The sequence below is a fragment of the Bartonella sp. SL317 genome, assembly GCF_059687655.1.
Window position 1 is genome coordinate 1,833,911 of sequence record NZ_CM185144.1, and the last position, 23,850, is coordinate 1,857,760.

General features: G+C 36.5%; 18 protein-coding genes and 1 pseudogene. 16 read left to right on the forward strand and 3 right to left on the reverse strand.

Annotated features, from left to right (window positions below; all coding sequences use genetic code 11):
- The first annotated feature begins 12 nt into the window (after positions 1–12).
- The 7 genes from rpsK (at position 13) to alaS (ending at position 9,819) form a co-directional block, all read left to right on the forward strand.
- Positions 13–402 carry a 30S ribosomal protein S11 gene (gene rpsK, locus AC6ER9_RS07675; RefSeq protein WP_100130778.1) on the forward strand — a complete coding sequence of 130 codons (390 nt, stop codon included), beginning with the start codon at positions 13–15 and terminating at the stop codon, positions 400–402.
- 95 nt (positions 403–497) lie between these two features.
- Complete coding sequence (locus AC6ER9_RS07680; protein WP_497074157.1) at positions 498–1,511, forward strand: DNA-directed RNA polymerase subunit alpha; 1,014 nt, start codon at positions 498–500, stop codon at positions 1,509–1,511.
- A 24-nt stretch (positions 1,512–1,535) separates the two neighbouring features.
- Entirely contained in the window at positions 1,536–1,964 is a 429-nt protein-coding gene (gene rplQ, locus AC6ER9_RS07685; RefSeq protein ID WP_497074158.1) for a 50S ribosomal protein L17, read from the forward strand.
- A 263-nt stretch (positions 1,965–2,227) separates the two neighbouring features.
- Positions 2,228–3,622 carry a DegQ family serine endoprotease gene (locus AC6ER9_RS07690; RefSeq protein ID WP_497074159.1) on the forward strand — a complete coding sequence of 465 codons (1,395 nt, stop codon included), beginning with the start codon at positions 2,228–2,230 and terminating at the stop codon, positions 3,620–3,622.
- 8 nt (positions 3,623–3,630) lie between these two features.
- Complete coding sequence (locus AC6ER9_RS07695) at positions 3,631–4,944, forward strand: replication-associated recombination protein A (RefSeq protein ID WP_497074160.1); 1,314 nt, start codon at positions 3,631–3,633, stop codon at positions 4,942–4,944.
- Between the two features lie 956 nt (positions 4,945–5,900).
- Entirely contained in the window at positions 5,901–6,944 is a 1,044-nt protein-coding gene (gene recA, locus AC6ER9_RS07700) for a recombinase RecA (protein WP_497074161.1), read from the forward strand.
- 208 nt (positions 6,945–7,152) lie between these two features.
- Positions 7,153–9,819: an alanine--tRNA ligase gene (gene alaS / locus AC6ER9_RS07705; RefSeq protein WP_497074162.1), complete on the forward strand. Its 2,667-nt coding sequence runs from the start codon at positions 7,153–7,155 to the stop codon at positions 9,817–9,819.
- 849 nt (positions 9,820–10,668) lie between these two features.
- Here the strand turns inward: alaS and AC6ER9_RS07710 are convergent.
- Positions 10,669–12,450 (reverse strand): glucan ABC transporter ATP-binding protein/ permease, encoded by a 1,782-nt coding sequence (locus AC6ER9_RS07710; RefSeq protein WP_497074163.1) that lies wholly within the window; start codon positions 12,448–12,450, stop codon positions 10,669–10,671.
- Positions 12,451–12,673: 223 nt separating this feature from the next.
- Here AC6ER9_RS07710 and AC6ER9_RS07715 point away from each other — a divergent pair, with 223 nt between their 5' ends.
- The 7 genes from AC6ER9_RS07715 to AC6ER9_RS07745 all read left to right on the forward strand — a co-directional run bounded on the left by AC6ER9_RS07715 (position 12,674) and on the right by AC6ER9_RS07745 (position 20,395).
- Positions 12,674–13,657, forward strand: a complete 984-nt coding sequence (locus AC6ER9_RS07715) for an RluA family pseudouridine synthase (RefSeq protein ID WP_497074164.1) — start codon at positions 12,674–12,676, stop codon at positions 13,655–13,657.
- A gap of 759 nt (positions 13,658–14,416) precedes the next feature.
- Complete coding sequence (locus tag AC6ER9_RS07720) at positions 14,417–15,436, forward strand: ATP-binding cassette domain-containing protein (RefSeq protein ID WP_497074165.1); 1,020 nt, start codon at positions 14,417–14,419, stop codon at positions 15,434–15,436.
- 64 nt (positions 15,437–15,500) lie between these two features.
- The gene (locus AC6ER9_RS07725; RefSeq protein WP_497074166.1) at positions 15,501–16,235 is read left to right on the forward strand and encodes an ABC-2 transporter permease; all 735 of its coding nucleotides are present in this window, start codon (positions 15,501–15,503) and stop codon (positions 16,233–16,235) included.
- Positions 16,219–17,007, forward strand: a complete 789-nt coding sequence (locus AC6ER9_RS07730; protein ID WP_497074167.1) for an ABC-2 family transporter protein — start codon at positions 16,219–16,221, stop codon at positions 17,005–17,007. The genes AC6ER9_RS07725 and AC6ER9_RS07730 overlap by 17 nt, the downstream gene beginning before the upstream one ends.
- Positions 17,008–18,048: 1,041 nt before the next feature.
- Complete coding sequence (locus AC6ER9_RS07735) at positions 18,049–18,363, forward strand: hypothetical protein (RefSeq protein WP_497074168.1); 315 nt, start codon at positions 18,049–18,051, stop codon at positions 18,361–18,363.
- A 779-nt stretch (positions 18,364–19,142) separates the two neighbouring features.
- Positions 19,143–19,502: a hypothetical protein gene (locus tag AC6ER9_RS07740; protein WP_497074169.1), complete on the forward strand. Its 360-nt coding sequence runs from the start codon at positions 19,143–19,145 to the stop codon at positions 19,500–19,502.
- Positions 19,503–20,029: 527 nt separating this feature from the next.
- A complete protein-coding gene (locus tag AC6ER9_RS07745) occupies positions 20,030–20,395 on the forward strand; it encodes a response regulator (RefSeq protein ID WP_005773308.1) in 366 nt (121 codons plus the stop codon).
- A gap of 325 nt (positions 20,396–20,720) precedes the next feature.
- Here the strand turns inward: AC6ER9_RS07745 and rpsI are convergent, their stop codons facing one another.
- Both rpsI and rplM read right to left on the reverse strand, forming a co-directional pair.
- Positions 20,721–21,206 carry a 30S ribosomal protein S9 gene (gene rpsI / locus AC6ER9_RS07750; protein ID WP_497074170.1) on the reverse strand — a complete coding sequence of 162 codons (486 nt, stop codon included), beginning with the start codon at positions 21,204–21,206 and terminating at the stop codon, positions 20,721–20,723.
- 2 nt (positions 21,207–21,208) lie between these two features.
- Positions 21,209–21,673: a 50S ribosomal protein L13 gene (gene rplM, locus AC6ER9_RS07755; RefSeq protein ID WP_497074171.1), complete on the reverse strand. Its 465-nt coding sequence runs from the start codon at positions 21,671–21,673 to the stop codon at positions 21,209–21,211.
- A 221-nt stretch (positions 21,674–21,894) separates the two neighbouring features.
- Between rplM and AC6ER9_RS07760 the strand changes: the two are divergent.
- Positions 21,895–21,973, forward strand: a pseudogene (locus AC6ER9_RS07760) (50S ribosomal protein L6); the annotation flags it as partial.
- Positions 21,974–22,056: 83 nt separating this feature from the next.
- Positions 22,057–23,841 carry a single-stranded-DNA-specific exonuclease RecJ gene (recJ, locus tag AC6ER9_RS07765; protein ID WP_497074172.1) on the forward strand — a complete coding sequence of 595 codons (1,785 nt, stop codon included), beginning with the start codon at positions 22,057–22,059 and terminating at the stop codon, positions 23,839–23,841.
- Positions 23,842–23,850: the final 9 nt, after the last annotated feature.

Below are 23,850 nucleotides of genomic sequence, written 5' to 3' on the forward strand. Positions count from 1 at the left end.
GAAAGGAAGAATATGGCCAAGGAAGCCACACGTGTTCGTCGTCGCGAACGTAAGAATATTTCATCGGGTGTTGTGCATATTAATTCAACATTTAACAATACAATGATTACGATTACTGATGCCCAGGGGAATACCATTGCGTGGTCATCTGCTGGTGCTCAAGGGTTTAAAGGGGCACGTAAATCTACTCCTTTTGCCGCTCAGGTTGCTGCAGAAGATTGTGCGAGAAAAGCACAAGAACATGGTATGCGTTCTTTGGAAGTTGAGGTTTGTGGTCCTGGGGCGGGGCGTGAATCTGCTCTACGTGCATTGCAATCTGTTGGTTTTGTTATTACTTCTATTCGTGATGTAACACCGATCCCTCATAATGGATGTCGTCCGCGGAAAAGACGGCGTGTTTAATTGGGTGTTGTTTTTTTGTTATCAGAGATTTCTCTGGTGTTCACATTGGTCGTTACGATTGAATGGTAACGGAACTAAAGAACGGGAATAAAAATATGATCCAGAAAAACTGGCAGGAACTTATTAAACCCAATAAGGTTGAATCATCTAAGCATGATAATCCAAATATTACAAGTGTCATTGCTGAACCTCTTGAGCGGGGATTTGGCTTAACATTAGGAAATGCACTTCGTCGTGTGTTGTTATCTTCGCTTCGTGGTGCCGCTATTACTGCTGTGCAGATTGATGGTGTCTTACATGAGTTTTCATCAATCCCAGGCGTTCGTGAGGATGTTACAGATATTATTCTGAATATAAAGGAAATTGCACTTCGTATGGAAGAAGAAGGGCCTAAACGTGTCGTTGTTTATAAAGAGGGTCCTGGTGTTGTGAGAGCGGGAGATATCAATACCGTTGGAGACATGGAAATTCTTAATCCAGATCATGTTATTTGTACGCTTGATGAAGATGCTGAAATTCGTATGGAATTTATTGTCAATACAGGAAAGGGATATGTTCCATCTGATCGTAATTACGTTGATGATGCCCATATAGGACTTATTCCAATTGATAGTCTTTATTCGCCAATTCGTAAGGTATCTTATAAAGTAGAAAATACACGTGAAGGTCAAGTTCTCGATTATGATAAATTAACGTTAACGATTGAGACAAATGGTGCTGTTCATGGGGAAGATGCTGTTGCTTTTGCAGCACGCATTCTTCAGGATCAATTATCGTTATTTATTAACTTTGAAGAACCACAGAAGGAGCTTGTTGAAGAGGCTGATTCTGAGCTTTCCTTTAATCCTGCACTTCTCAAGAAAGTAGATGAATTAGAACTTTCCGTTCGTTCGGCAAATTGTCTTAAGAATGATAATATTGTTTATATTGGTGATCTTATTCAAAAAACAGAATCTGAAATGCTTCGGACTCCCAATTTTGGTCGTAAGTCATTGAATGAGATTAAAGAAGTTTTGGCATGTATGGGGTTGCATCTTGGGATGGAAATTTCAGCATGGCCGCCTGAAAACATTGATGATCTTGCTAAACGCTATGAAGATCAGTATTGAAGTTAGAATTTAAGGAGAGGACTTATGCGCCATAGTAAGTCAGGACGCAAGTTGAATCGGACTGCTAGTCACCGTAAAGCGATGTTTGCAAACATGGCAACTTCGTTGATCGAGCATGAGCAGATTGTGACAACACTTCCAAAGGCTAAAGAAATTCGTCCTATTGTTGAAAAACTCGTTACTCTTGGTAAACGTGGTGGTTTGCATGCGCGTCGACAAGCAATTGCAGCACTGCGTGATACAGGGAAAGTTGCAAAGTTATTTGATACACTTGCACCACGTTATGCATCACGCAATGGTGGGTATTTGCGTATTATGAAAGCGGGGTTTCGTAGTGGTGATAATGCGCCCATGGCTGTTATAGAGTTTGTTGATCGTGATGTTGAAGCAAAGGGAGCAGGAGATCGTGCTCGTATAGAAGCTTCAGAGGATAAAAAGGGAACTTCTTCATAACGTTTTTTATTCTGTTGAATTTTAAAAGGCCGCCTTGTCAGGGGCGGTTTTTTTTATACGTATTTTAAAAGTTTATTTTTTTTAAGAAATAGATGAGAAGAGAAAATTATAGGATATCAAATTATTTTATTTTTATAATATTTTTTCTTAAATAGGTTGTTTTTATTCTCTATTATGAAATATTAATAGAGATCTTGCGGGAATGTATTTTAAAAATTCTATGAATTCTCAACGAATGGGCTGATTTTATAAGGAGTAGATTTATGAGGTATTCTTTTGGGGTGCGGCTTTTTTTTGTGACTATGATGCTGATATCGTTTAATCATGCATATGCTCATGTTCCTCAAACACAAAAAGAGATCACTCTTTCATTTGCTCCTTTAGTTAAAAAGACTGTTCCATCTGTTGTCAATATTTACGCAGCTCGACAAATTAGAGCGCGATCTCCTTTTGAAGGTGATCCATTTTTTGAGCAATTTTTTGGTCGTTTGCAAAATAATTTTCCTGTTCGTAAGCAATCATCATTAGGGTCAGGAGTGATTGTTGATAAGCGTGGTTTGATTGTTACAAATTACCATGTCATTAAAGATGCAAGCGAAATTAAAGTAGCTTTTTCTGATGGGCGGGAATTTGAGAGTAAGGTCGTGCTTAAAGATGAAGCAACAGATATTGCCATTTTGGAAGTTGATGCAAAAAATACGCAGTTTTCAGTTCTTCCTTTGGGAGATTCTGATACTGTTGAAGTAGGTGATCTTGTTCTGGCTATTGGTAATCCTTTTGGTGTTGGTCAAACAGTTACAAGTGGTATTGTTTCAGCGCAAGCGCGTACACGTGTTGGGATTTCTGATTTTGACTTTTTTATTCAAACAGATGCTGCCATTAACCCAGGAAATTCTGGTGGCGCTTTAATTGATATGAAAGGTCAATTAATTGGAATTAATACCGCTATTTATTCGCGTTCCGGTGGTTCTGTAGGGATTGGGTTTGCTATTCCGGTTAATCTGGTAAAAGTGATGCTTGAGACTGTTAAACGCGGTGGAAAATATTTTGTGCCGCCTTATATTGGGGCCTCCTTTCAAAATGTTACACCTGATATTGCAAGTGGTTTAGGTTTAGAGCGTCCCTATGGTGCTCTTGTTATTGAAGTTATTAAAGACAGTCCTGCTGAAAAAGCCGGCTTAAAAGTAGGCGATGTTATTTTGAGTGTGCAGGGGGTACGCGTTGATAGTCCAGATGGTCTTGGTTATCGTTTGATGACAGCGGATGTTGGTCATAGTCTTGCTGTAGAATATTTACGAAGTGGAAAAACTTTAAAGACACAGATAACGGTTGAATCAATATCAGAGACAGCATTTTTAAAATCTGAAAAAATTATGGGTGAAAGTCCTCTTTCTGGTGCTGAGGTATTAGATTTAACACCGCAAAATAGTCGGCGTTTTCATCTTCCTATATCGGCAAAAGGTGTGGTGATTACCAATCTTGATGAGATGAGCAATGCTGCTGGAATTTTTCGGCCCGGAGATATTTTACGTGTTGTCAATGGTCATAAGATTCAAACAGTTCATCAATTGAAAAAGATTCTTATGCAAATGCGTTCGCGTACTTGGCAATTGGAATATGAACGTGATGGTATGTATATTCGCCAATTTATTCGTTGAGGTTGTTTTTGAAGAAAGATTTTTTTACTTCGTCGTTTGATCCTAAAGTTAATAAAAATCAGCCCCTTGCAGAAAGAATGCGTCCTTGTTCTCTTAATGAAGTTGTGGGACAAAAGCATTTAATTGGAGAAGATGGTGTGCTTTCACGAATGGTGGCAGCGGGCTCAATTGGATCGATGATTTTTTGGGGACCTCCAGGGACAGGAAAAACAACGGTTGCGCGTTTATTAGCACTTGAAATAAATTTTGCGTTTGAACAAGTTTCTGCTATTTTTACAGGCGTTTCTGAACTTAAAAAGATTTTTGAAGTTGCACAGAGGCGTTTTATGTCTGGAGATAAAACGCTTCTCTTTGTTGATGAAATTCATCGCTTTAATCGTGCACAGCAGGATAGTTTTCTTCCTGTGATGGAAGATGGTACGGTGGTTCTTATTGGTGCAACAACTGAAAATCCTTCTTTTGAACTTAATGCTGCCCTTCTTTCGCGTGCACGGGTTTTAACATTTCTTTCTCATGATCATGAAAGTTTAGCTATGCTTTTGAAGTGTGCTGAAGAGGTGGTAGGAAAGCTTCTACCCTTGGATAATGAGGCCAGAGACGTTTTGATAGGGATGGCTGATGGTGATGCACGGGTAGCCTTGACATTAGCAGAGGAAGTCTGGTCTGTTGTGCGTTTTGGAGAGATTCTTGATGCGGGTGCTTTGCAAAAAGTTATTCAGCGTCGTGCGCCTATTTATGATAAAGGAAGAGATGGGCACCATAATCTTATTTCAGCATTGCATAAATCCGTTCGTGGCTCTGATCCGGATGCGGCGCTTTATTATTTAACACGTATGTTGGATGCTGGTGAAGATCCTCTCTATATTGGGCGAAGATTAGTTCGTATGGCTGTTGAAGATGTCGGTTTGGCAGATCCTCAAGCGCTTGTCATTTGTAATGCGGCAAAAGACGCCTATGATTATTTAGGTCCACCAGAAGGAGAATTGGCTTTGGCGCAGGCTTGTCTTTATGTTGCAACGGCACCAAAGTCAAATGCCACATATCTCGCCTATAAAGCGGCACTGCGTTGTGCACAAAAAAATGGTTCTTTACCGCCTCCTAAACATATTCTTAATGCCCCGACAAAATTAATGAAGGAGGAAGGGTATGGAGAGGGGTATTGTTATGACCATGATGAACCAGATGCCTTTTCAGGACAAGAATATTTTCCTGAAAAACTTGGGCGTCAGAGTTTTTATAAACCCGTTGAGCGTGGATTTGAGCGTGAAATTATAAAACGTCTTGAATGGTGGAAACAATTGCGCAGAAAACGTAAAAGTTAACAATAAAATTTGAGTTAAAAGACGTTTTTATTGATTTTGGATTTATTTTTGTATCCTTCATGTCATTGTATGAACAATTTATATTTTAAACATTTATAATATTGCTCATTTTTTGATCTCTTAAAAAGAAATATCTTTTTACAGATTCACATTTAAATTAAGTCATTAAATTCTTAAGATACTTTATTTTTTATGGCTTTAATTGAGTAATCTATTGATTTATAGGGATAATCCGCTGTTTTGTATGTTGGATAAGAGTTCCAAATACCGTATGCTTTTCTCATTCTAAACCTAATCAATCAAAGCTATTTTCTTGTATGTTATAAGTGGGATTAATGTGTGGTAAAAACTCTATAAGAAAAAACTAAAAATGACTTTTATGAATTATTTCAAGTGTTGAAAGACGTCGCAACATTTTAGGGCTGGAAAAGTGTCTGATGGTAATCGTTGTTCCAAGCATAAAGTAAAGACATTGGTGCTTAATGGATTTTATAGTCTATCATGTATAAGTGCTGTCGCGAAATGGGTGTGACAAACGTTGATAGATGTCTTTTAAAAACAAGTGCGCGAATATACAATACAAGAGCATTTTGTTCTTCAATGTAGTAGGGTGTGGTTTTGCGTGATAATGTGTTTTTGTATGATTACAAGGGTGAGTCTTTTTCTTTCAGGACTTAGCCTAAGGGATAAGCTTAAACATTATGTTGAAATTTAAATTGTTTCTTTTCTAGAGAGAAAAAAATGTGTTAACTTGCTCTTCTATAGAGTATTTACTGGAACCTACTTTATATCATAAGGTAAAAGGACAGATCTTTATTTTGATGGTTATGATATGTTATAGAGGGATAGGGATGGAAAGAGTCTGTGAAAATTTGAATGCAAGACTTTCGTTAAATTAAAAGTGCAGTATACAGTTTAAGTGTTAGATTATTATGAAATCGGTCAAGGATATAATTGTGGATAAAACAAAAGCTCTCGATGCTGCTCTCTCACAAATTGAACGTTCTTTTGGTAAAGGCTCGATTATGCGTCTTGGGCAAAAAGAGCAAGTGGTTGAGATTGAAACGGTTCCAACAGGGTCGTTATCCTTGGATATTGCTTTAGGGGTTGGTGGGTTACCAAAGGGGCGTATTGTTGAGATCTATGGACCAGAAAGTTCTGGGAAGACAACATTAGCTCTGCATGCTATTGCTGAGGCACAAAAAGGAGGGGGGATTTGTGCTTTTATTGATGCTGAACATGCGCTTGATCCCATCTATGCGCGTAAGCTTGGTGTTGATTTAGAAAATTTGTTTATTTCTCAGCCCGATACCGGTGAACAGGCATTGGAAATTACAGAGACGTTGGTTCGTTCTGGTGCTGTTGATGTGCTTGTTGTGGATTCTGTTGCAGCTTTAACACCGCGAGCAGAAATTGATGGTGAAATGGGGGATGCTTTACCAGGATTACAAGCGCGATTAATGAGCAAAGCTTTGCGGAAACTTACAGCTTCTATTTTTCGCTCTAACTGTATGGTGATTTTTATTAATCAAATTCGCATGAAAATTGGTGTGATGTTTGGTTCGCCTGAAACAACAACAGGGGGAAATGCTTTAAAGTTTTATGCTTCTGTTCGTTTGGATATTCGCCGTATTGGCTCTATTAAAGATCGGGATATGATTGTTGGCAATCAGACACGTGTTAAAGTGGTGAAGAATAAGTTGGCTCCTCCCTTCAAACAGGTTGAGTTTGATATTATTTATGGGGAAGGTATTTCCAAGCTCGGTGAATTGATTGATTTGGGAGTCAAAGTGGGTATCGTAGAAAAATCTGGCTCATGGTTTTCTTATAATTCTCAACGTTTAGGGCAGGGACGTGAAAATGCGAAGCAGTTTTTACGTGAACATGCGGAGATAGCAGCAGAAATTGAAACGGCTTTGCGTCAAAATGCAGGTTTGATTGCGATTGAATTGTTAGAAAATGCAGGGGCAGACAATGCAGAGAGCGATGAAGCCATTTGATGGAGCGTCTTTTCGTTTATAATTTTTTCATTTAATGTTTTTTCTGTTTTTATTTGTTTGAGTTTTTTAATATACGATCATTTTTTTCTCAATTTTTTTGAAAAAATATTCCATTCTTTGATTAAATTGACTCTATGCGTGGCAAAGGGGATCTTTAATGAGGGAGATTTTCTTTTATGGTTTTGTGCTGTATTGAGCAGGTATTCATATGAATAGTGTTAATAATATCCGGTCAACATTTTTGGATTATTTTCATCGGAATGGGCATAAAGTTCTGCCTTCTAGCCCACTTGTTCCACGCAATGATCCTACACTTATGTTTACAAATGCAGGGATGGTGCCGTTTAAAAATGTTTTTACTGGACTTGAACAGTCTTCTTATAAAAAGGCGACAACGGCACAAAAATGTGTTCGTGCGGGTGGAAAACATAATGATCTTGATAATGTTGGCTATACGGCACGTCATCATACATTTTTTGAAATGCTGGGTAATTTTTCTTTCGGTGATTATTTCAAAGAAGAAGCCATTTTTTTATCATGGAATCTTTTAACAAAGGAATTCTATTTACCAAAAGATAAATTGCTGGTCACTGTTTATCAGAGTGATGATGTGGCTGCTGAATTGTGGCGTAAAATCTCAGGTCTTCCAGATGAAAGAATCATCCGTATTGCAACAGCTGATAATTTTTGGGCGATGGGCGATACAGGTCCCTGTGGTCCTTGTTCGGAGATTTTTTATGACCATGGTGATAAAATTTGGGGTGGTCCCCCTGGAAGTATGGAAGAAGATGGTGATCGCTTTATTGAGATTTGGAACCTTGTTTTTATGCAGTATGAGCAGCTTTCTAAGGAGACCCGTGTTGATTTACCACATCCTTCTATCGACACAGGCATGGGATTAGAGCGTATTGCTGCTGTTTTACAGGGCGTGCATGATAATTATGATATTGATCTTTTTCGTGCATTAATTGGAGCATCAGAAGAAATTACAGGGATTAAGGCCAAGGGTGATTTTATTGCCAGTCATCGTGTTATTGCTGATCATCTTCGTTCATCGGCATTTTTGATTGCGGATGGTGTTTTGCCTTCTAATGAAGGAAGGGGATATGTTTTGCGTCGCATTATGCGTCGTGCTATGCGTCATGCGCATCTTCTTGGTGCTAAAGAGCCTTTAATGTGGCAGCTTTTTCCTGCTTTAATCCGCGAAATGGGGCAAGCTTATCCTGAATTGGTGCGGGCTGAATCTTTGATTTCGGAAACTTTAAAATTAGAAGAAATACGTTTTCGTAAAACGCTTGAACGAGGATTGGGTTTGTTAAATGAAGAAAGTGCGCCGCTTAAGGAAGGGGATCATTTAAATGGTGAAGTTGCTTTCAAGCTTTATGATACCTATGGTTTTCCACTTGATTTAACGCAAGATGTGCTTCGGCGTCGTGGAATATCTGTTGATATTGATTCTTTTGATAAAGCAATGGAACGCCAGAGGCAGGAAGCACGTGCTCATTGGTCTGGTTCTGGTGAAGCTGTCACGGAGACAATTTGGTTTTCTATTCGTGATCAGGTAGGGGGGACAGAATTTTTAGGATATGAAACAGAAAAAGCTAAAGGTATTCTTACAGCTCTTGTGTGTGAGGGTAAAATTGTTGATGAGGTATCTGCAGGGCAGAAAGCTATTCTTGTGCTCAATCAGACTCCTTTTTATGGTGAATCTGGTGGGCAGATTGGTGATAGCGGTATCATTTCTGGTGAAAACTTTATTTTTGAAGTACATGATACTCAGAAAAAGGCTGACGGTGTTTTTATTCATCTTGGAGAAGTTAAATCTGGTCATGCATCGAGGTCTGATTGTGTAGAATTAACCGTTGATGTTATGCGGCGTAAAAAAATTCGTGCAAACCATTCTGCTACTCATTTGTTACATGAAGCTTTACGTCAAGTATTGGGATCTCATGTGACGCAAAAGGGCTCTCTTGTTTCGCCGGAACGGTTGCGTTTTGATTTTTCTCATCCAAAAGCTGTTTGTGCAGAAGAATTGAAAAAGATAGAAGATTTAGCCAATGAGATTGTTTTGCAAAATAGTAAAGTGACAACGCGCCTTATGGATGTTGATGATGCCATTTCTGAAGGAGCAATGGCGCTTTTTGGAGAAAAATATGGTGATGAAGTTCGCGTTATTTCTATGGGGGTTCCACTTGAACAGGAAGGATTAAAAAAACATTGGTCCATTGAGCTTTGTGGAGGAACACATGTGGAAAGAACAGGTGATATTGGTTTGATTCATATTGTTTCTGAAAGTTCTGTTTCAGCTGGAGTGCGGCGTATTGAAGCTTTAACAGGTGCTGCAGCGCGTCTTTATCTGAGCCGCCAAGATGAACGTATTCATGAAATCGCAGATCTTTTAAAAACTTCTTCTTCTGATTTAGAAGAACGGGTGAGAGTTTTGCTTGATGATCGTCGTAAATTTGAAAAAGAGTTGAATGATGTACGCAAAAAAATGGTGTTGAGTGGAGAAATGACAGAAAGTGGTCAAGATGATATTACCATCATCAATGGACTTTCTTTTATGGGGCGCATTGTCAAAAATATTTTACCACGGGATCTTAAGGCTCTCGTTGATTCTGGAAAAAAACAAATTGGATCTGGAGTGGTTTCTTTTATTAGTATTTCAGAAGATGGAAAAGGGAGTGCTGTTGTTGGCGTTACGGATAATTTAACGGATAAGTTAAATGCTGTTGATCTTGTTCGTATTCTGTCTGCTGCTCTTGGTGGTAAAGGTGGAGGTGGTCGTCCTGATATGGCGCAGGCTGGTGGTCCTGAGGGAAACAAGGCTGCTGAGGCATTTGCAGAACTAAAAAATTTTCTGGAAAAAATTTAAAAAGTAAAATTCTTTCTTATCGATGCTTTTTATATTTTTATCTTCAATTTAGCATCTAAGGATCATGAATATTGGTGTATTTATTACACTTTTGTTTTTCATGTTCCTTATAGAACCTTCATGAAGCACAAACCATCCCCCATATTAGCGCATTCACATGACCTAAAAAACATTTCTCGATGCTCTTAAAGCCCATTTTCACTACAGTAACCACGAATGATTTTAATTAATTGAGCGTACACAGATTTAAAATAAGAAAATTCTCCAAATATTGAGAACACTTATTCAACATATAAAACGATAAATTATTATAAATCAATGTGTTGAGATAATCAACTCACAACAAATGAAATATTAATATAAAACTTTAGATTTAGGCAATATTCATTTGGTTTATATCGATAATTCACTCATTTATAACTCTTGAAAACGATAAAACCAAATGAAAAAGTGATCATAAAAACAATCACTGTTTTTATCTTTTTTCTCTCAATGACTCTGTATCTACATTCAGCAATAATATTTTATTATTTTAAAGATATTCATTCGTTTTGAAATTTGTAAAGTTGAGATAGAAGAAAATATTAAAGCTGGAAGCTTTACATCTTTGATATTTTTTTAATGAAAGCGTGTACACGTTACTATGCAAAAATATATGCAATAGTTTTGTTCCAATCTCGTAAAATTGCAATATTAGAGAAAGCTCTCAATGGTTTTAATGGTTGTCTTAAATACCTAAAATGGATTATGGTATTCTTAGAAATCTGTTGATTTGTATCACACAAATACTCTTGTTGTGTTATATTGAACAGTTTATTTAGGGAACGTGTTTTGTGAAGTGTATCATTTTTACGACGCTATGGCTTCATGTAAGGAAATGACATTTTCTTTCTCTTTTTTTGGTGGTTGGATTGTTAAAGCACTTGCTTTTAAAAATTTAGAAAAACGACCTCCTTTATCAATCAATTCTTGAAAGCTTCCTTTTTCAATTAAATGACCCTGTTCCAAAAAAAGGACCACATCAGCATTGCGTATTGTTGAGAGGCGATGTGCTATAATGAAAGTGGTGCGGTTATGGCTGATGCAATCGAGCGCTTCTTTGACACGTGCTTCTGTTTCAACATCAAGAGCGCTTGTTGCTTCATCGAGAATGAGAATGGGGGCATTTTTTAAAACGGCACGTGCAATTGCTAGTCGCTGTTTTTCTCCACCAGATAGTTGAGATCCTCGCTCTCCTACCATGGTGTTATAGCAATCATCTTTCTTTAGAATAAAATCGTGGGCTTGTGCTATTTTTGCTGCTTCATAAAGTTCTTCGTTTGTTGCGCTTGCTTTTCCTATTGAGATATTGTCATGAATACTGCGGTTGAAAAGACCTGCATCTTGAAACACTGTCGCTAAAGATTTTCGTAAAGATTCGCGATTGATTGAGCGTATATTTATTTCATCAATGGAGATATGCCCAAAGCTAGGGTCATATACGCGTTGTAACAGATTGATTAAAGTTGTTTTTCCAGCCCCTGTTGGTCCGACAATCGCAACAGTTTGTCCTGCTTTAATCTTAAAGGAAACATCAAAAATACCTTGAGAAGAATTTGGGAATTTATAGGTAACGTGGTGAAATTGTATAGAACCCTTAACATTTTTTAGAGAAGGAAGATTTTGGGGTTCATTATTATGAAAGGTCGAGTCTTCCATTTCAAAAAAATCTTGCAGTTTTGCTTGTGAGGATATCGTACAATTAATAAAATTGCTCATTTGATCCAGACGACTAATCATGAGTTGTGCAAACCCAACAAAAGCAACGACTTCACCTACCCTTAATTGACCTCTTGTTACAAAAAAAGCTCCAAGGAGAAGAACACAAACGATTGAAACTGTGGAAGCCATTCGATTTAGTCCACTGGCGAGCGCCCACCAATTGAGAACAGGATTTTGTGCTTTAAGAAGGTCATTTGTATGTTGGTGTAGTATGGACGTTTCTTCTTTTATTCGGTTATAACTTTGTACAATAGAAACATTAGAGATTGAATCACTGACATGTTTAAAAAGATTATGATGATAGCATTCTACAGCGGCTTGTCCGTTTTTTGTTTTTTGCATAACTAAACGTGCAATTAATCCATAGATGATGGCAAGCACAACCAAGACTGTTGAAAGACGCCAATTCATGCTAAAGGCTGTGGGGATGAGAACCAATAAAGCAACAAGTGTTGAGAGATGTTGGCGCATAAAATCAAGCCATATGCTTGACATGGAGTCTATCGCGCGCAAAAGTGTATGGAGTGTGTTGGAAGTTCCGCGTTGTTGATGCCAAATTAAAGGCATGGCAATGATACGTTCAAAAGATTCTGTTAAAACCGTTAAACGGCGTCTATGGGTTAAGTGGTCCGCACTACGAGCCACAAGAATATAAGCGATAATATGGAAAAGACCAAAACAAACCCAAATGGCAAGGGTAGGGATAATTCCTGATTTTTCTGTAATGGAATCAATAACGTGTCCAAATAAAATAGGTTCTTCAATGGTGATAATCGCCAGCATAATATTAGCGCTACAGATTAAAAAGGATGCATTTTTTTCTCTGTTTAGGTAAGTGAGAACACGTGCATAGGTTTTGAATAAGGACACTGTTAAGGATCTCCATTCGCTGTTAAGTGCAAAGGCGGTTAATTTTTATAACACTTATAATTTTTAACTAATAAAATTTGAACGTTAGGAAAAGGCAATTTTGGATACTCATTGTAATATGGTGTGATAAAGCCAACAAAAATATGAATTTTTGCGTTTATAAAGGCGCAAAAATAGATCAATAAAATTATCAGTCCCAAAATTATTAGGTAAGGGAACTTTCATGGCAGGTGTAGAAATAAAAAAAGTTGAGGCAGACGAGGATGGAATGCGTTTAGACCGTTGGTTTAAAGCTTATTATCCAGGGCTTGGGTTTGGAGCTTTGCAAAAATTGTTGCGTTCTGGTCAGATACGGGTTGATGGTGGACGTGTCAAAGCCGATACGCGTCTTTGTATGGGGCAGTCTGTTCGTGTTCCACCTCTCCCTCTTGATGATACGACAAGTCTTCCAATAACGGATAAAACACTTCGTGGTCAGGATGATGGAGTTGTTTTGAAAAAAATGCTGCTATATGAAGATCCAAAGATTTTTGTTTTTAACAAACCAGCAGGTCTTGCTGTACAAGGAGGTTCTGGTTTAACACGTCATATAGACAGTATGCTTGAAGTATGGCGCAATAAAAAAGGTGAAAAGCCGCGTTTGGTTCATCGTCTTGATCGAGAGACGTCCGGCGTACTTATTGTTGCACGCTCAAGAGGGGCAGCGCAGGCCTTAACAGCGGCTTTCAGAGCACGGGAAACAAAAAAGACTTATTGGGCGTTGGTTCGAGGTGTTCCTAAAAAAAAGCAGAACAAAATTTCAACATGGATGGTCAAAGATGTAACAGCACAAGGTGATAAAATGCGTGTTTGTGAACATGGTGAACCCGATTCACAGCATGCGGTTTCCTATTATCGCGTTTTAGATGCGCGAGGGCGGGCTCTTTCATGGCTTGAAATGGAACCTTATACGGGGAGAACACATCAGCTTCGTGTGCATGCTGCCCATATAGATCATCCTATCATTGGCGATTCAAAGTATTTTTTTTCTGATAGTAACTGGACATTACCAGGAGGAATTCAAAACCGTCTTCACCTTCATGCACGCCGTATTCGTATTCCTCATCCATCAGGAGGCATATTGGATATCGTTGCTCCTTTACCTCCTCATATGGTTCAAAGTTTTAATCTTTTGTCTTTTAATGAGCGTGATGCTGAAACGGAATAAAAAATTTCATTTGTTCTTTTTTATTGATATCAATTTTGTCTATAAATTTGATTGAGATAGATAGGGTATGGTTTGAAGAGAATTTTAGTAATGGCTATGAGAGAATTATGGTTTTGAACGATGAATTTTAAAATCTCATAAGCTTTCTTTCTACAGTTTTTTTCATATTGATTGTATTGTTATTTTTAGTATAGAATGTATTTCAAATAGTCTTGTCTTATGAATCTGTTCCTTTGAATTATTTACAGGAGCCATATATTGGGAGGTGTATCTGTTGAGGGAGATCAATGAGATAAAATCTGAAGAATATTTACTGAAAAAGTAAGGATAGTTTTTGATTTTTTTATGAGGAATAATTGAGGGCTTCTACGAGATTTTTTAAGGAAAGCAGCTTCTTAAAAAATCTTATTTTCAAGAAAGTTTGTTCTATTATCGGTGTGATTTAATATATTTTTTATAGATTTATGGTTTGTAGCTTTGCTTACACAATGAGAACTGATGAGCAAAATTTTCCTTTTAATGATCAATTATTCTTTTTCTTATTGAGTTTATCTAAAAGATTATCTTTCACAAAAGAAGAAACAAGTTTTTGGAATCTTAGCGCTTCATTGAAGTGAACTCATCATATTGAAAAATATGCTATACTAAAAATTGTATAGAAAGCGTTTGGTGTGTTTTATGGCTCTGAGGAGGGAAAACACATTTTTTAAGATTATGGAAATGTTCCAAGAGGCGATAAGTTGCAATGAGGAGTGACTGATGGGATCATTGTTGATTGATGTTCATAACGTCTCAAAAACATACCGCAGCATAAACAGTGCCATTGGTTTTACCAACAAAGTGGTTTCTCTTTTTAGGCCTACTTATTCAAATTATCAGGTACTGAAAGAGATCAGTTTTACCTTGTTTTCAGGGCAAGCACTCGCCATCGTTGGTCCCAACGGAGCGGGCAAATCAACATTGATTAAAATACTTTCTGGCATACAAGCTGCTGATGAGGGAGATGTTAAAGTCCTAGGTCTTCATCCTTATAATGCCAAAAAAAATCTGTTCAAGTCTTTAGGAGTTGTCTTTGGTCATAAAAATTGCTTATGGTGGGATTTACCTTTACGCTACAGTTTGGACATGGTTCGTCCTTTATATGATCTTGAAGTGCATTCTTTTCACCGCGATCTTAAAGAAATTACTGAGCTCTTGAACATTGAGCATATCATGGATAAGCCTGTGCGTATGTTAAGCCTTGGTGAGAGAGTAAAAAGCGAATTAGCATTTAATTTGTCTTTTAGACCTCAATTATTGTTTCTTGATGAGCCAACGATTGGTCTTGATATTACGTCTAAACATGAAATCAGGGAGCTGCTTAAAAAACTCAAAAAAGAGCAAGGTATGGGATATATCATCACCAGTCATGATATGGGAGACATCGATGGTTATGTCGATGATATTATTCTTTTGCATAAAGGAAAAAAGAAGTTTCATGGCGATATTGATACGTTGAAAGAGATGATCCCCTCAAGTGTGAGAATAACGCTTTTTTGTGAACATTTGCCAACAGCTTCAACGCTTATAAAAGATATTGATGAATTCGCAATAAAATTATCTATCCCTTTCAAAGAGAAACACTTTAATGATGAAAAATGTACCCTAGAGATTTCACTCCTACGTGACGATGTTCCCCGTTTTATAAGAGAAATTGCAACAGAATTTAATTGTCCCTTCTCTGTATCCACCCCCTCACTTGAAGAGATGCTCCGTGTTAAATTTAAAGAATTTCTCTAATCATTGCTTTGCTCTCTTTCTCTTTGGCAAAAATGGATTGCTCACGATCCTCAGTGACAGGACAATGTTTTTTATCGATGTTGTTATGGGAACGCTATCGCCTTTTGTCATTCAACTTCTGTTATGGAGTGCCATTTTTTCTGATACGCGCGACAACATAAACGGTTTTGGCTTTCATGATATGATATATTACTATGCCTTTACCCTAGTTTTCTCACGCTTAAATAATGGTTATGGCATCATCCAATCTTTCTCTCAGCATGTTAAAGAAGGGAAATTAGAAGTCTATCTCACCAAACGATTCAGTTACATGACACAAATGCTGTTTACTTTTTTGGGTGAAAGTGTGCTCTATGTCTTGCCCTTACTGGCTGTTTTTGCTGTAAAGCTTAGTTTATCCTTTGAGAATATTTTAGGATTGGTCATCGCTTTTCTATTGTTCTTCTTCATTGTTGTTCTTTCACAATTTCTGTGTTTTTTTCTTTCTTTTGCTATTGCCTTATTGAGTTTCTGGGTAATTGAATACAATATCTTGCTCTCTTTTAGTATTCTTAGTTCTGCGCTTTTGGGTGGTACTCTTCTACCGCCATCTTTTTGGCCAACATGGCTCATTCCCTTGATGCAGTTTAATCCTTATCGTTTCACGATATCGGCTCCTGCTGAATTTTTTTCAACGCATGATGTGAAGGTGTTTCAGCAATTTATTGTGGGCAGTGTTTTTTATATTTTGGGTCTTTTATTCTTCATTCATATTGCTTGGAAGAAAGGAATGAAAGCCTATCATGGAGCGGGAGGATGAGGTGAAAAAAATCTTTTACTTTATCAGTATGAATGTGCATCGACAAATTGTTTACAGTAAAAACTTCACGGGAGCATTTATTCTTTCTCTGTGCTATTATTTTATTCAATTCATCTTTATTGATAAAATCTCTTCTTTTTCAGGAAACATTGGAAACTATAGTAGAGATGAAATTCATCTTATTTTTGTTGTCTTCATTTTACTTGGGATATTTTTGAATATTTTTACTACTTCTATTGAAACATTCTTTAAAAAAGTTGCAGAGGGAGAAATTGAGATTTATCTGACAAAGCCGATTTCAGTTTGGCTGTTAATGCTGTTTGGTTGGTGCAAACCTCTTTATCTGATCAAGCTCTTTATTGTTTGTGTGAGTGCTTTTCTCTTTGTCTCGCTACCGGATATGTCAGAGATAAAGCTGAAATGGCTTTTCTTTCTCGTTGCAATTTTTTGTGTCTTTATCGTCAATTTATGTTTTTTTATGATGTTCAACTTTATAACATTCATCACCAGTCGTAAGATGCCCGTTGCCTATTTTCATGCAATGCTTTACCAACTTTCCTTTATTCCCATAGCAATTTATCCCTTAAATTTTGTGAAATGGCTGCTGTTTTTGCTGCCTCTAGTTTTTTCTGCTTCCTTGCCTGTGTCCCTGTTGCTTGGTAAAAATGAGTGGTATATCAGCTATCTTTTGTTGAGCACTTTTCTTTCCATTGCCATGACTTTCATAATCTATAAAAAAACAATTCGTAAATTTAACGGATTAGGGGGATGAGATGAAAGTCAGCCTGATCATAAAAATAAAGAAAATTGAATGACTAATTCTATTATATCGTAAAATATTGTTATTGATGCTGGTGCTATAAGACAGGTAAAATCTGTGTTCATAGGTGTTTTTTATGAGATATATTGACGAATAATATTGGCATGTTCTCACAGCCACTAATAAGGGGGATGAAACAGAAATTAGAGATTTAATCTACTTAATTTTAGATGGAAGCTTGATGATAAAAGCAATGGTAAGGTGATACCACTAGCACTTTACAATACGAGCCGAATTTATTTTTTTGCGGTTATAGTGCTAGAAAATTATCAAAGATGGCTAATTTCTACATGTATCGAGCGTCGTTATAATAAAATAGTACAAATTTTGTTGGCATATTGGATATATTATTACGTAGGATGATTTCTTGCTTAAACAGCCAGAAACTTAACTGAATAAAAACGCTTAAGTAACTCTATAGAGTGTTAAAAGCTCCACTAAACACCATGATAGCAATTAGCACGATAAAGATTATATAGAGAATTTTAGCAGGCTGAAAGGGGATGATTTAGTTAATAATTACTTGAAAAACAAAAGGATAAGCTAAATTAGGTCGAGGTATGACAATGACAACGTAACTGAGTTCAATAACAAAATAAATATATTTCTAGTATTTTTTGTAAACCAATAGAAGAATAGTCATTTCTTTTGCGAATAACTCATTTGAGTTTATTAAGAAAAAGAGATTTTATTATATCATATTTTAACAGTATTATTACTTATATCATATATAATGTTTTTATTGATGTTATTTTAAATTTATATTTTATAATTATCTAAAACGTATCATAAATACTTTAATTATATCACTATAATGCCTTAAATAAAGTAGAATAAAATGGGTATTTCAAGCTCATCGCATGATTTAAGTAGTCGTTCATATTGATTAAGTTGATTTCACTCTGACAAGTTGTGATGTGGATGGTTATGACAAGGGCGTAAATGGCCTTCTGTAAGTTGGAAAAGGGCCACTCAGTGGTTCGGCTGTTTTAGGTGTTTATCATATTTTGGATTTTATACGGCTCAGTAATAGGAATTTCCTTAGTACATAAAATAAAAGAAAATAAAGTTATTAAAACTGCTAAGGCGATTGTGAGTCAATTCTTAGAACAAAGCAATGAAGAAAATGTCCCAAAAGGAGCGAGTTTAATAGGGAGATGGAGCAGTTTGGAGGCTAGTAGCATATCTAATATACTTTCTTTACTAGAAAGTCCCCAACCCATTACCAAACCAAAAGAGCATTTACTGCTTTTTCTCAAAGCGTATGGGCTTTTAATAATTAAAAGAATATTTTCTTATAAACTTTAAATTATCTTGTTCTTGAGTTTTTCGTATTACTAAACTGTGATTTTAAATCACGGTTTGCTGTTTTGTATTTATTGATAGGGCTATCAAGCTTTAATTCTGTAGCTTAGAATACCTTTTTTGACTATTATTATAAAATAATTCATTTGGCATATATAGTTTTTTATCATTTGTTTTGTTTAGAAAGAATATATATTTCTTTTATTTTTCTTAAAGTGTGGCATTATATTAATGTTAAAAAGCTATGATCGTGAAAGATAATAAACTTAAATTGAAGTTATTCTGTGATTTTTTAGAAGTGAATGGCTATAAGATCATTGAAATGTAGAACGATTTCTTTATGAATTAAAGTTAGCGTGTTCATTAATACTCTTTCTTATTTCACCTCGTTTAGTCTTTTCAGTCAAAGGACTAAGCTGTTTCTTGTGCTTACGCTAACTTCTACTCGTTTAGCTATTTCTTCTCAATCTATCATAAAGGGAAAATATTGTGTTAGAATATTCCAATAAAATATTTTTTAACTTTTCTATAAGCTTTAAAAATATTTATCTTTTTATGTTAAAAACACAAAATAAATAATTTACAAATTACATAAATATGCATTGTATTTATTATAAATATTTTATAACATAAAATGATACTTAAAATAAAGTTATCAATTAAAATTTTATGTTATATTCTTCTTGTCAGAAAATAAAGAGACATTATCGATAGGTGATGTGATTTTTTGTTTAAATGAGAAGTAAATAAAATTTATTTTGTTAAGTATTATATAGGTGTTTATGATGAAAGTATTTAATCATTGTATATTGTATATTGTTGCAATGGCTATTTTTTTTTCACAGGTTTTTTGTGTTAATGCCAATTCTTTAAATGATGGATTTCAGAATACTGGTTTCATTTCTGTCATGACACAAGAAAATAGAGTTACTAAAGCTGTTAATATGATTATGAGCCAATTTGAAGGACAAAGTGCTGAGAAAAATATCCAAAAGGTTGCGCTTTTAATGGGGATGGAGGCAGCGCTTTTTGGTTTTTTTGCATATTGTGTATATTTCTTTACTAGAAAGCCGCCTGATGCTACAAGAAGTAGCAGTGGAAAAGTGTTTGATGCTGCTACTCATAGTGTATGGGCTATGTAATCCTTGATGAATTTTAAGTTGTTCTATTATTGAATGTTTTTATTAAATAAGCCGTGATGTTAAATCACGGTTTATTTATTTTACAATCTGAATGATATTGATAAATTTATCCTTTTATATCCTTAAGATATTGTCTTCGAGATGGCAGTATAGAGTGCATTAAATTTAAATAATCAGTTGCTTTTTAAGGTTACTTAATTTTTTCTTTTCAAAATATGCATTTGAGCTCGTTTGTGGTTTATATTTTTTTATGATGAAATGCAGATGCTTTATTGAGATATCCATAAACAGTGCGTATCCATTCAAAAAATACAGGGTAATACAATCTTACTGTTATTGTGAATTTCATTTTGATGAACCCAAAAAGCATAGTGATACGTCTTACAAATATTTGCAAAAAATACTTTTATTGGAAGCTTTTAGTCTCTTTGTAGTTTACAATTTTTTTTATCATTTTATCTTAAGCAAAGAGAATATAGATTCATTTCTATTTCTCTATTTTATCTGAGAAGGGTGGAGTTGTACGAATGTCAAAAAAAGTCATGATCGTGGAAGATAATGAGCTTAATATGAAGTTATTCCGTGATCTTGTAGAAGCGAGTGGCTATGAAACCGTTGAAACACGTAACGGTCTTATGGCATTAGATTTGGCGCGTTCATCGATGCCATCTCTTATCCTTGTGGATATTCAGTTGCCAGAGGTCTCGGGAATAGATGTTATTAAACAATTAAAAGAAGATGAGGAATTGAGGTCAATCCCTGTTGTTGCTGTAACAGCCTTTGCTATGAAGGGGGATGAAGAACGAATTCGTGCCAGTGGATGTGAAGAATATATGTCAAAGCCCATTTCCGTTCCTCATTTTATTACAATGGTAAAACATTTTGTGGACTAAAGTTTTGTCAAGCAATGATGGAAAAAACATCGAAGAGTCTATGAGATTGCTAAGGTTATAATATAAAACATTCTTGTGCTTTAGCGCGTTGGTATATTTAGGTTCCCAAAACAGACTTTAAAAATTAAAATGAAGTTTTGATTTTTTGGGGTCTATTCTTCTTAGCTTTGTCTTAAGATAAGTAGTTGTTTTGCATTCTTGTTTTCTTATCGTTGGTATAGTTTTTTCTACATTCATCTAAAACTCTGTTTTAGCAAGAAGAAAAAAGCCCCGATGAAAACACGGGGCTCTGTACATTGCATAAAATATTGTACAAAAATTGAAATTAACGTTTTGAAAATTGGAAAGAACGACGCGCTTTTGCTTTACCGTATTTTTTACGTTCAACAACACGGCTATCGCGGGTAAGAAACCCCCCTTTTTTCAAAATTGAGCGAAGTTCTGGTTCGTAATAAGTTAAAGCTTTGGAAATACCATGGCGTACTGCACCTGCTTGTCCAGAAAGACCTCCACCTGCAACGGTTGCAATAATATCAAATTGGGTATCTCTATTTGTTGCAACAATTGGTTGACGAAGAATCATTCTTAAAACAGGGCGCGCAAAATATTTGTCAAATTCCTTGTTGTTAATGGTAATTTTTCCAGAACCTGGTTTAATCCATACACGGGCGACAGCGTCTTTACGTTTTCCTGTTGCATAGGCACGCCCTTGTGAATCAAGCTTTTGCACATGGACAGGAGTGACATTTTCATGAGCTTCCACAATATTTGTTACGACACTAAGCTCAGCAAGAGAATTAATTTCAGCCATAATCAAGCAATCCTTTTGTTTTTGCGGTTTAAAGCACTAACGTCAAGAGATTCGGGCTGCTGTGCTTCATGTGGATGTTGGTTTCCAGCATAAACACGGAGATTCTTCAATTGACGGCGACCAAGGGGACCACGTGGAATCATGCGTTCTACAGCTTTTTCAACAACGCGTTCGGGAAAGCGTCCTTCAAGAAGTTGGCGTGCTGTACGTTCTTTGATTCCACCAATATAGCCGGTATGCCAATAATATTTTTTATCCGTATATTTTTTGCCGGTAAGAGCTATTTTATCAGCATTGATGATAATAACGTTGTCACCATCATCAACATGTGGTGTAAATGTAGCTTTATGTTTACCACGTAAGCGGTTTGCAACGAATGTGGCAAGACGACCTAAAACAAGGTTTTCTGCGTCAATAATAACCCATTTTTTTACCACTTCAGTTGGCTTTTGTGAAAAAGTTGCCATAGAAGTATCCTTTATTAAAACCCTTGCACTATGAGTGTACTATGAGGGCATTTTGATTGTTTGCGTTGAAAATTGTTATCACAGCGAAAATATTTAACGCATCTTGTCTGCTCTGATATAATGTCTTTTGTTTAACGTCAAGAGAAAATAAAAACTTTATAAAACAGTATTTTATAATAGCGGTATTATGATACCTCATTAAATAAGCTTATGAATAATGTGGACAAGTTGCAGCGAAGATTCGCGAATATCGCAGACCTGAACCTTATATAAGGTAAAGGTGTTAAGCATGCCGATTAAATTTAAGATGAATGTTGCAAAAGGCTATTTTGTCTTTAACGCATGGTTGTATTTTATCGATCTTCATTATAAAATGAATACTGATGCAGTCGTCTCGTTATTTTCTCAATGTTGAATCTTCTGCTTGTGGTCAGGCTTGGTTAGATGCTCTTGATATTCAAGGGAGCAATAACGCGCGCGCTATTGCTCAAAAGTTTGGTTTTCCAGATCAGTTAGCGCGAGTCCTTTCAGCAAGAGATGTTGATGAAGCTGAAGCGGTTGCCTTTATTAATCCAACACTGCGTACACTCATGCCTGATCCAGAAAGTTTTATCGATATGCAATGTGCAGCAGAGCGCATCGTAAAGGCTATTTTCAATCAAGAACAGGTTGCAGTTTTTGGTGATTATGATGTGGATGGTGCCTGTTCATCAGCACTCATAGCGCGATTTTTTCGTTATTTTGGGCTTGAAGTCAAAATTTATATTCCTGATCGTATTGTTGAAGGTTATGGGCCGAATGAACAGGCCATGAGAATGCTCGTTCAAGAAGGTGCTCGTTTAATTATTACTGTTGATTGTGGCTCAAACAGTCCAGATGCCGTAAGAGCAGCAAGGCTTGCAGGTGCTGATGTGGTGATTTTAGATCATCATCAAATGTCAGAGGTTCATCAAGAAGCCGTTGCTCTTGTCAATCCTAATCGTCCTGATGATTTTTCTGGACAAGGGCATTTGTGTGCAGCAGGCGTTGTCTTTATTACGTTAGCGTGGGTTCATCGTTTGCTGCGGAAAAAACAATTCAAAGGGGGGCTTCCTGAGCTTCTCAGTATGCTTGATCTTGTTGCTTTGGCAACCATATGTGATGTCGTTCCGTTACAGGGTGTTAATCGCGCTTTTGTGGTAAAAGGACTTCAAGTTGCTCGTTCTATGCACAATCTAGGGATAGCAGCTTTAACAAAGGTAGCGCGGATAGGGGAGCCACTGAATAGTTTTCATTTAGGTTTTTTATTAGGTCCTAGAATTAATGCAGGAGGGCGTATTGGCGATCAAGCTTTGGGAGCACGTTTGCTGAGCTGTGAGAATAAAGATAAAGCGGACACAATAGCAGAACAATTAGATCAGCTTAATAAAGAACGCCAAGAAATGGAGAATATTCAATTAGCACAAGCAGAATCTTATATTGCCTCTCTTTATCAAGATCAAGAAACACCCTTATCACTTGTTATTTCTCATAAAGAGTGGCATCCGGGGATTATTGGTATTCTTGCGTCTCGCCTCAAAGAGCGTTTTTTTTGTCCTGTTTTTGCTATTGCTTTGAAAGAAGATGGAAGGGGTGTGGGGTCGGGACGCTCAATTAATGGCATAGATTTAGGCGCACTCGTTCGTGAAGCTGTTACACTTAATTTATTAGAAAAAGGAGGGGGACATGCTATGGCAGCGGGAATTACAATTCAATCAACAAAAATTGAAGTTTTTCGAAAATGGCTAGAAGACAAAGTTGCTGGAATGGTTTCACAATTACACGCAAAAAAGTCTCTTAGTATAGACGGTTCTCTTTCTGCTTCTGGTGTCAATCAAGAACTATTTGAGTTGCTTGAAAAAGCGGGGCCTTTTGGGACAGGGAATACAACACCTGTTTTTGTTTTACCTTCTCATCGATTAATGAATCTATCTGAAGTTGGTAAAGGACATCTTCGCCTCATTGTATCCAATGTGGAAGGTAAAAAACTACAAGGGATAGCTTTTCGTGCTGTAGGGACAGCGCTTGGTGATTTTCTGTCGAGAAATATTGGGGAAATAATTCATTTAGCGGGTCATCTTAGTTTGAATTATTGGAATGGAACCATTAATCCGCAGCTGCGCGTGATTGACGCTGCTGCAGTGGTTTAAGAAATACTC

Bases quoted from the DNA above. Each gene is read 5' to 3' on its own strand.
- AC6ER9_RS07745 (WP_005773308.1), top strand. From the start codon at position 20,030: ATGTCAAAAAAAGTCATGATCGTGGAAGATAATGAGCTTAATATGAAG.
- recJ (WP_497074172.1), top strand. From the start codon at position 22,057: ATGCAGTCGTCTCGTTATTTTCTCAATGTTGAATCTTCTGCTTGTGGT.
- AC6ER9_RS07680 (WP_497074157.1), top strand. From the start codon at position 498: ATGATCCAGAAAAACTGGCAGGAACTTATTAAACCCAATAAGGTTGAA.
- rplQ (WP_497074158.1), top strand. From the start codon at position 1,536: ATGCGCCATAGTAAGTCAGGACGCAAGTTGAATCGGACTGCTAGTCAC.
- AC6ER9_RS07725 (WP_497074166.1), top strand. From the start codon at position 15,501: ATGTTTTTTATCGATGTTGTTATGGGAACGCTATCGCCTTTTGTCATT.
- AC6ER9_RS07730 (WP_497074167.1), top strand. From the start codon at position 16,219: ATGGAGCGGGAGGATGAGGTGAAAAAAATCTTTTACTTTATCAGTATG.
- AC6ER9_RS07720 (WP_497074165.1), top strand. From the start codon at position 14,417: ATGGGATCATTGTTGATTGATGTTCATAACGTCTCAAAAACATACCGC.
- rpsK (WP_100130778.1), top strand. From the start codon at position 13: ATGGCCAAGGAAGCCACACGTGTTCGTCGTCGCGAACGTAAGAATATT.
- AC6ER9_RS07715 (WP_497074164.1), top strand. From the start codon at position 12,674: ATGGCAGGTGTAGAAATAAAAAAAGTTGAGGCAGACGAGGATGGAATG.
- alaS (WP_497074162.1), top strand. From the start codon at position 7,153: ATGAATAGTGTTAATAATATCCGGTCAACATTTTTGGATTATTTTCAT.
- rplM (WP_497074171.1), bottom strand. From the start codon at position 21,673: ATGGCAACTTTTTCACAAAAGCCAACTGAAGTGGTAAAAAAATGGGTT.
- rpsI (WP_497074170.1), bottom strand. From the start codon at position 21,206: ATGGCTGAAATTAATTCTCTTGCTGAGCTTAGTGTCGTAACAAATATT.
- AC6ER9_RS07690 (WP_497074159.1), top strand. From the start codon at position 2,228: ATGAGGTATTCTTTTGGGGTGCGGCTTTTTTTTGTGACTATGATGCTG.
- AC6ER9_RS07740 (WP_497074169.1), top strand. From the start codon at position 19,143: ATGATGAAAGTATTTAATCATTGTATATTGTATATTGTTGCAATGGCT.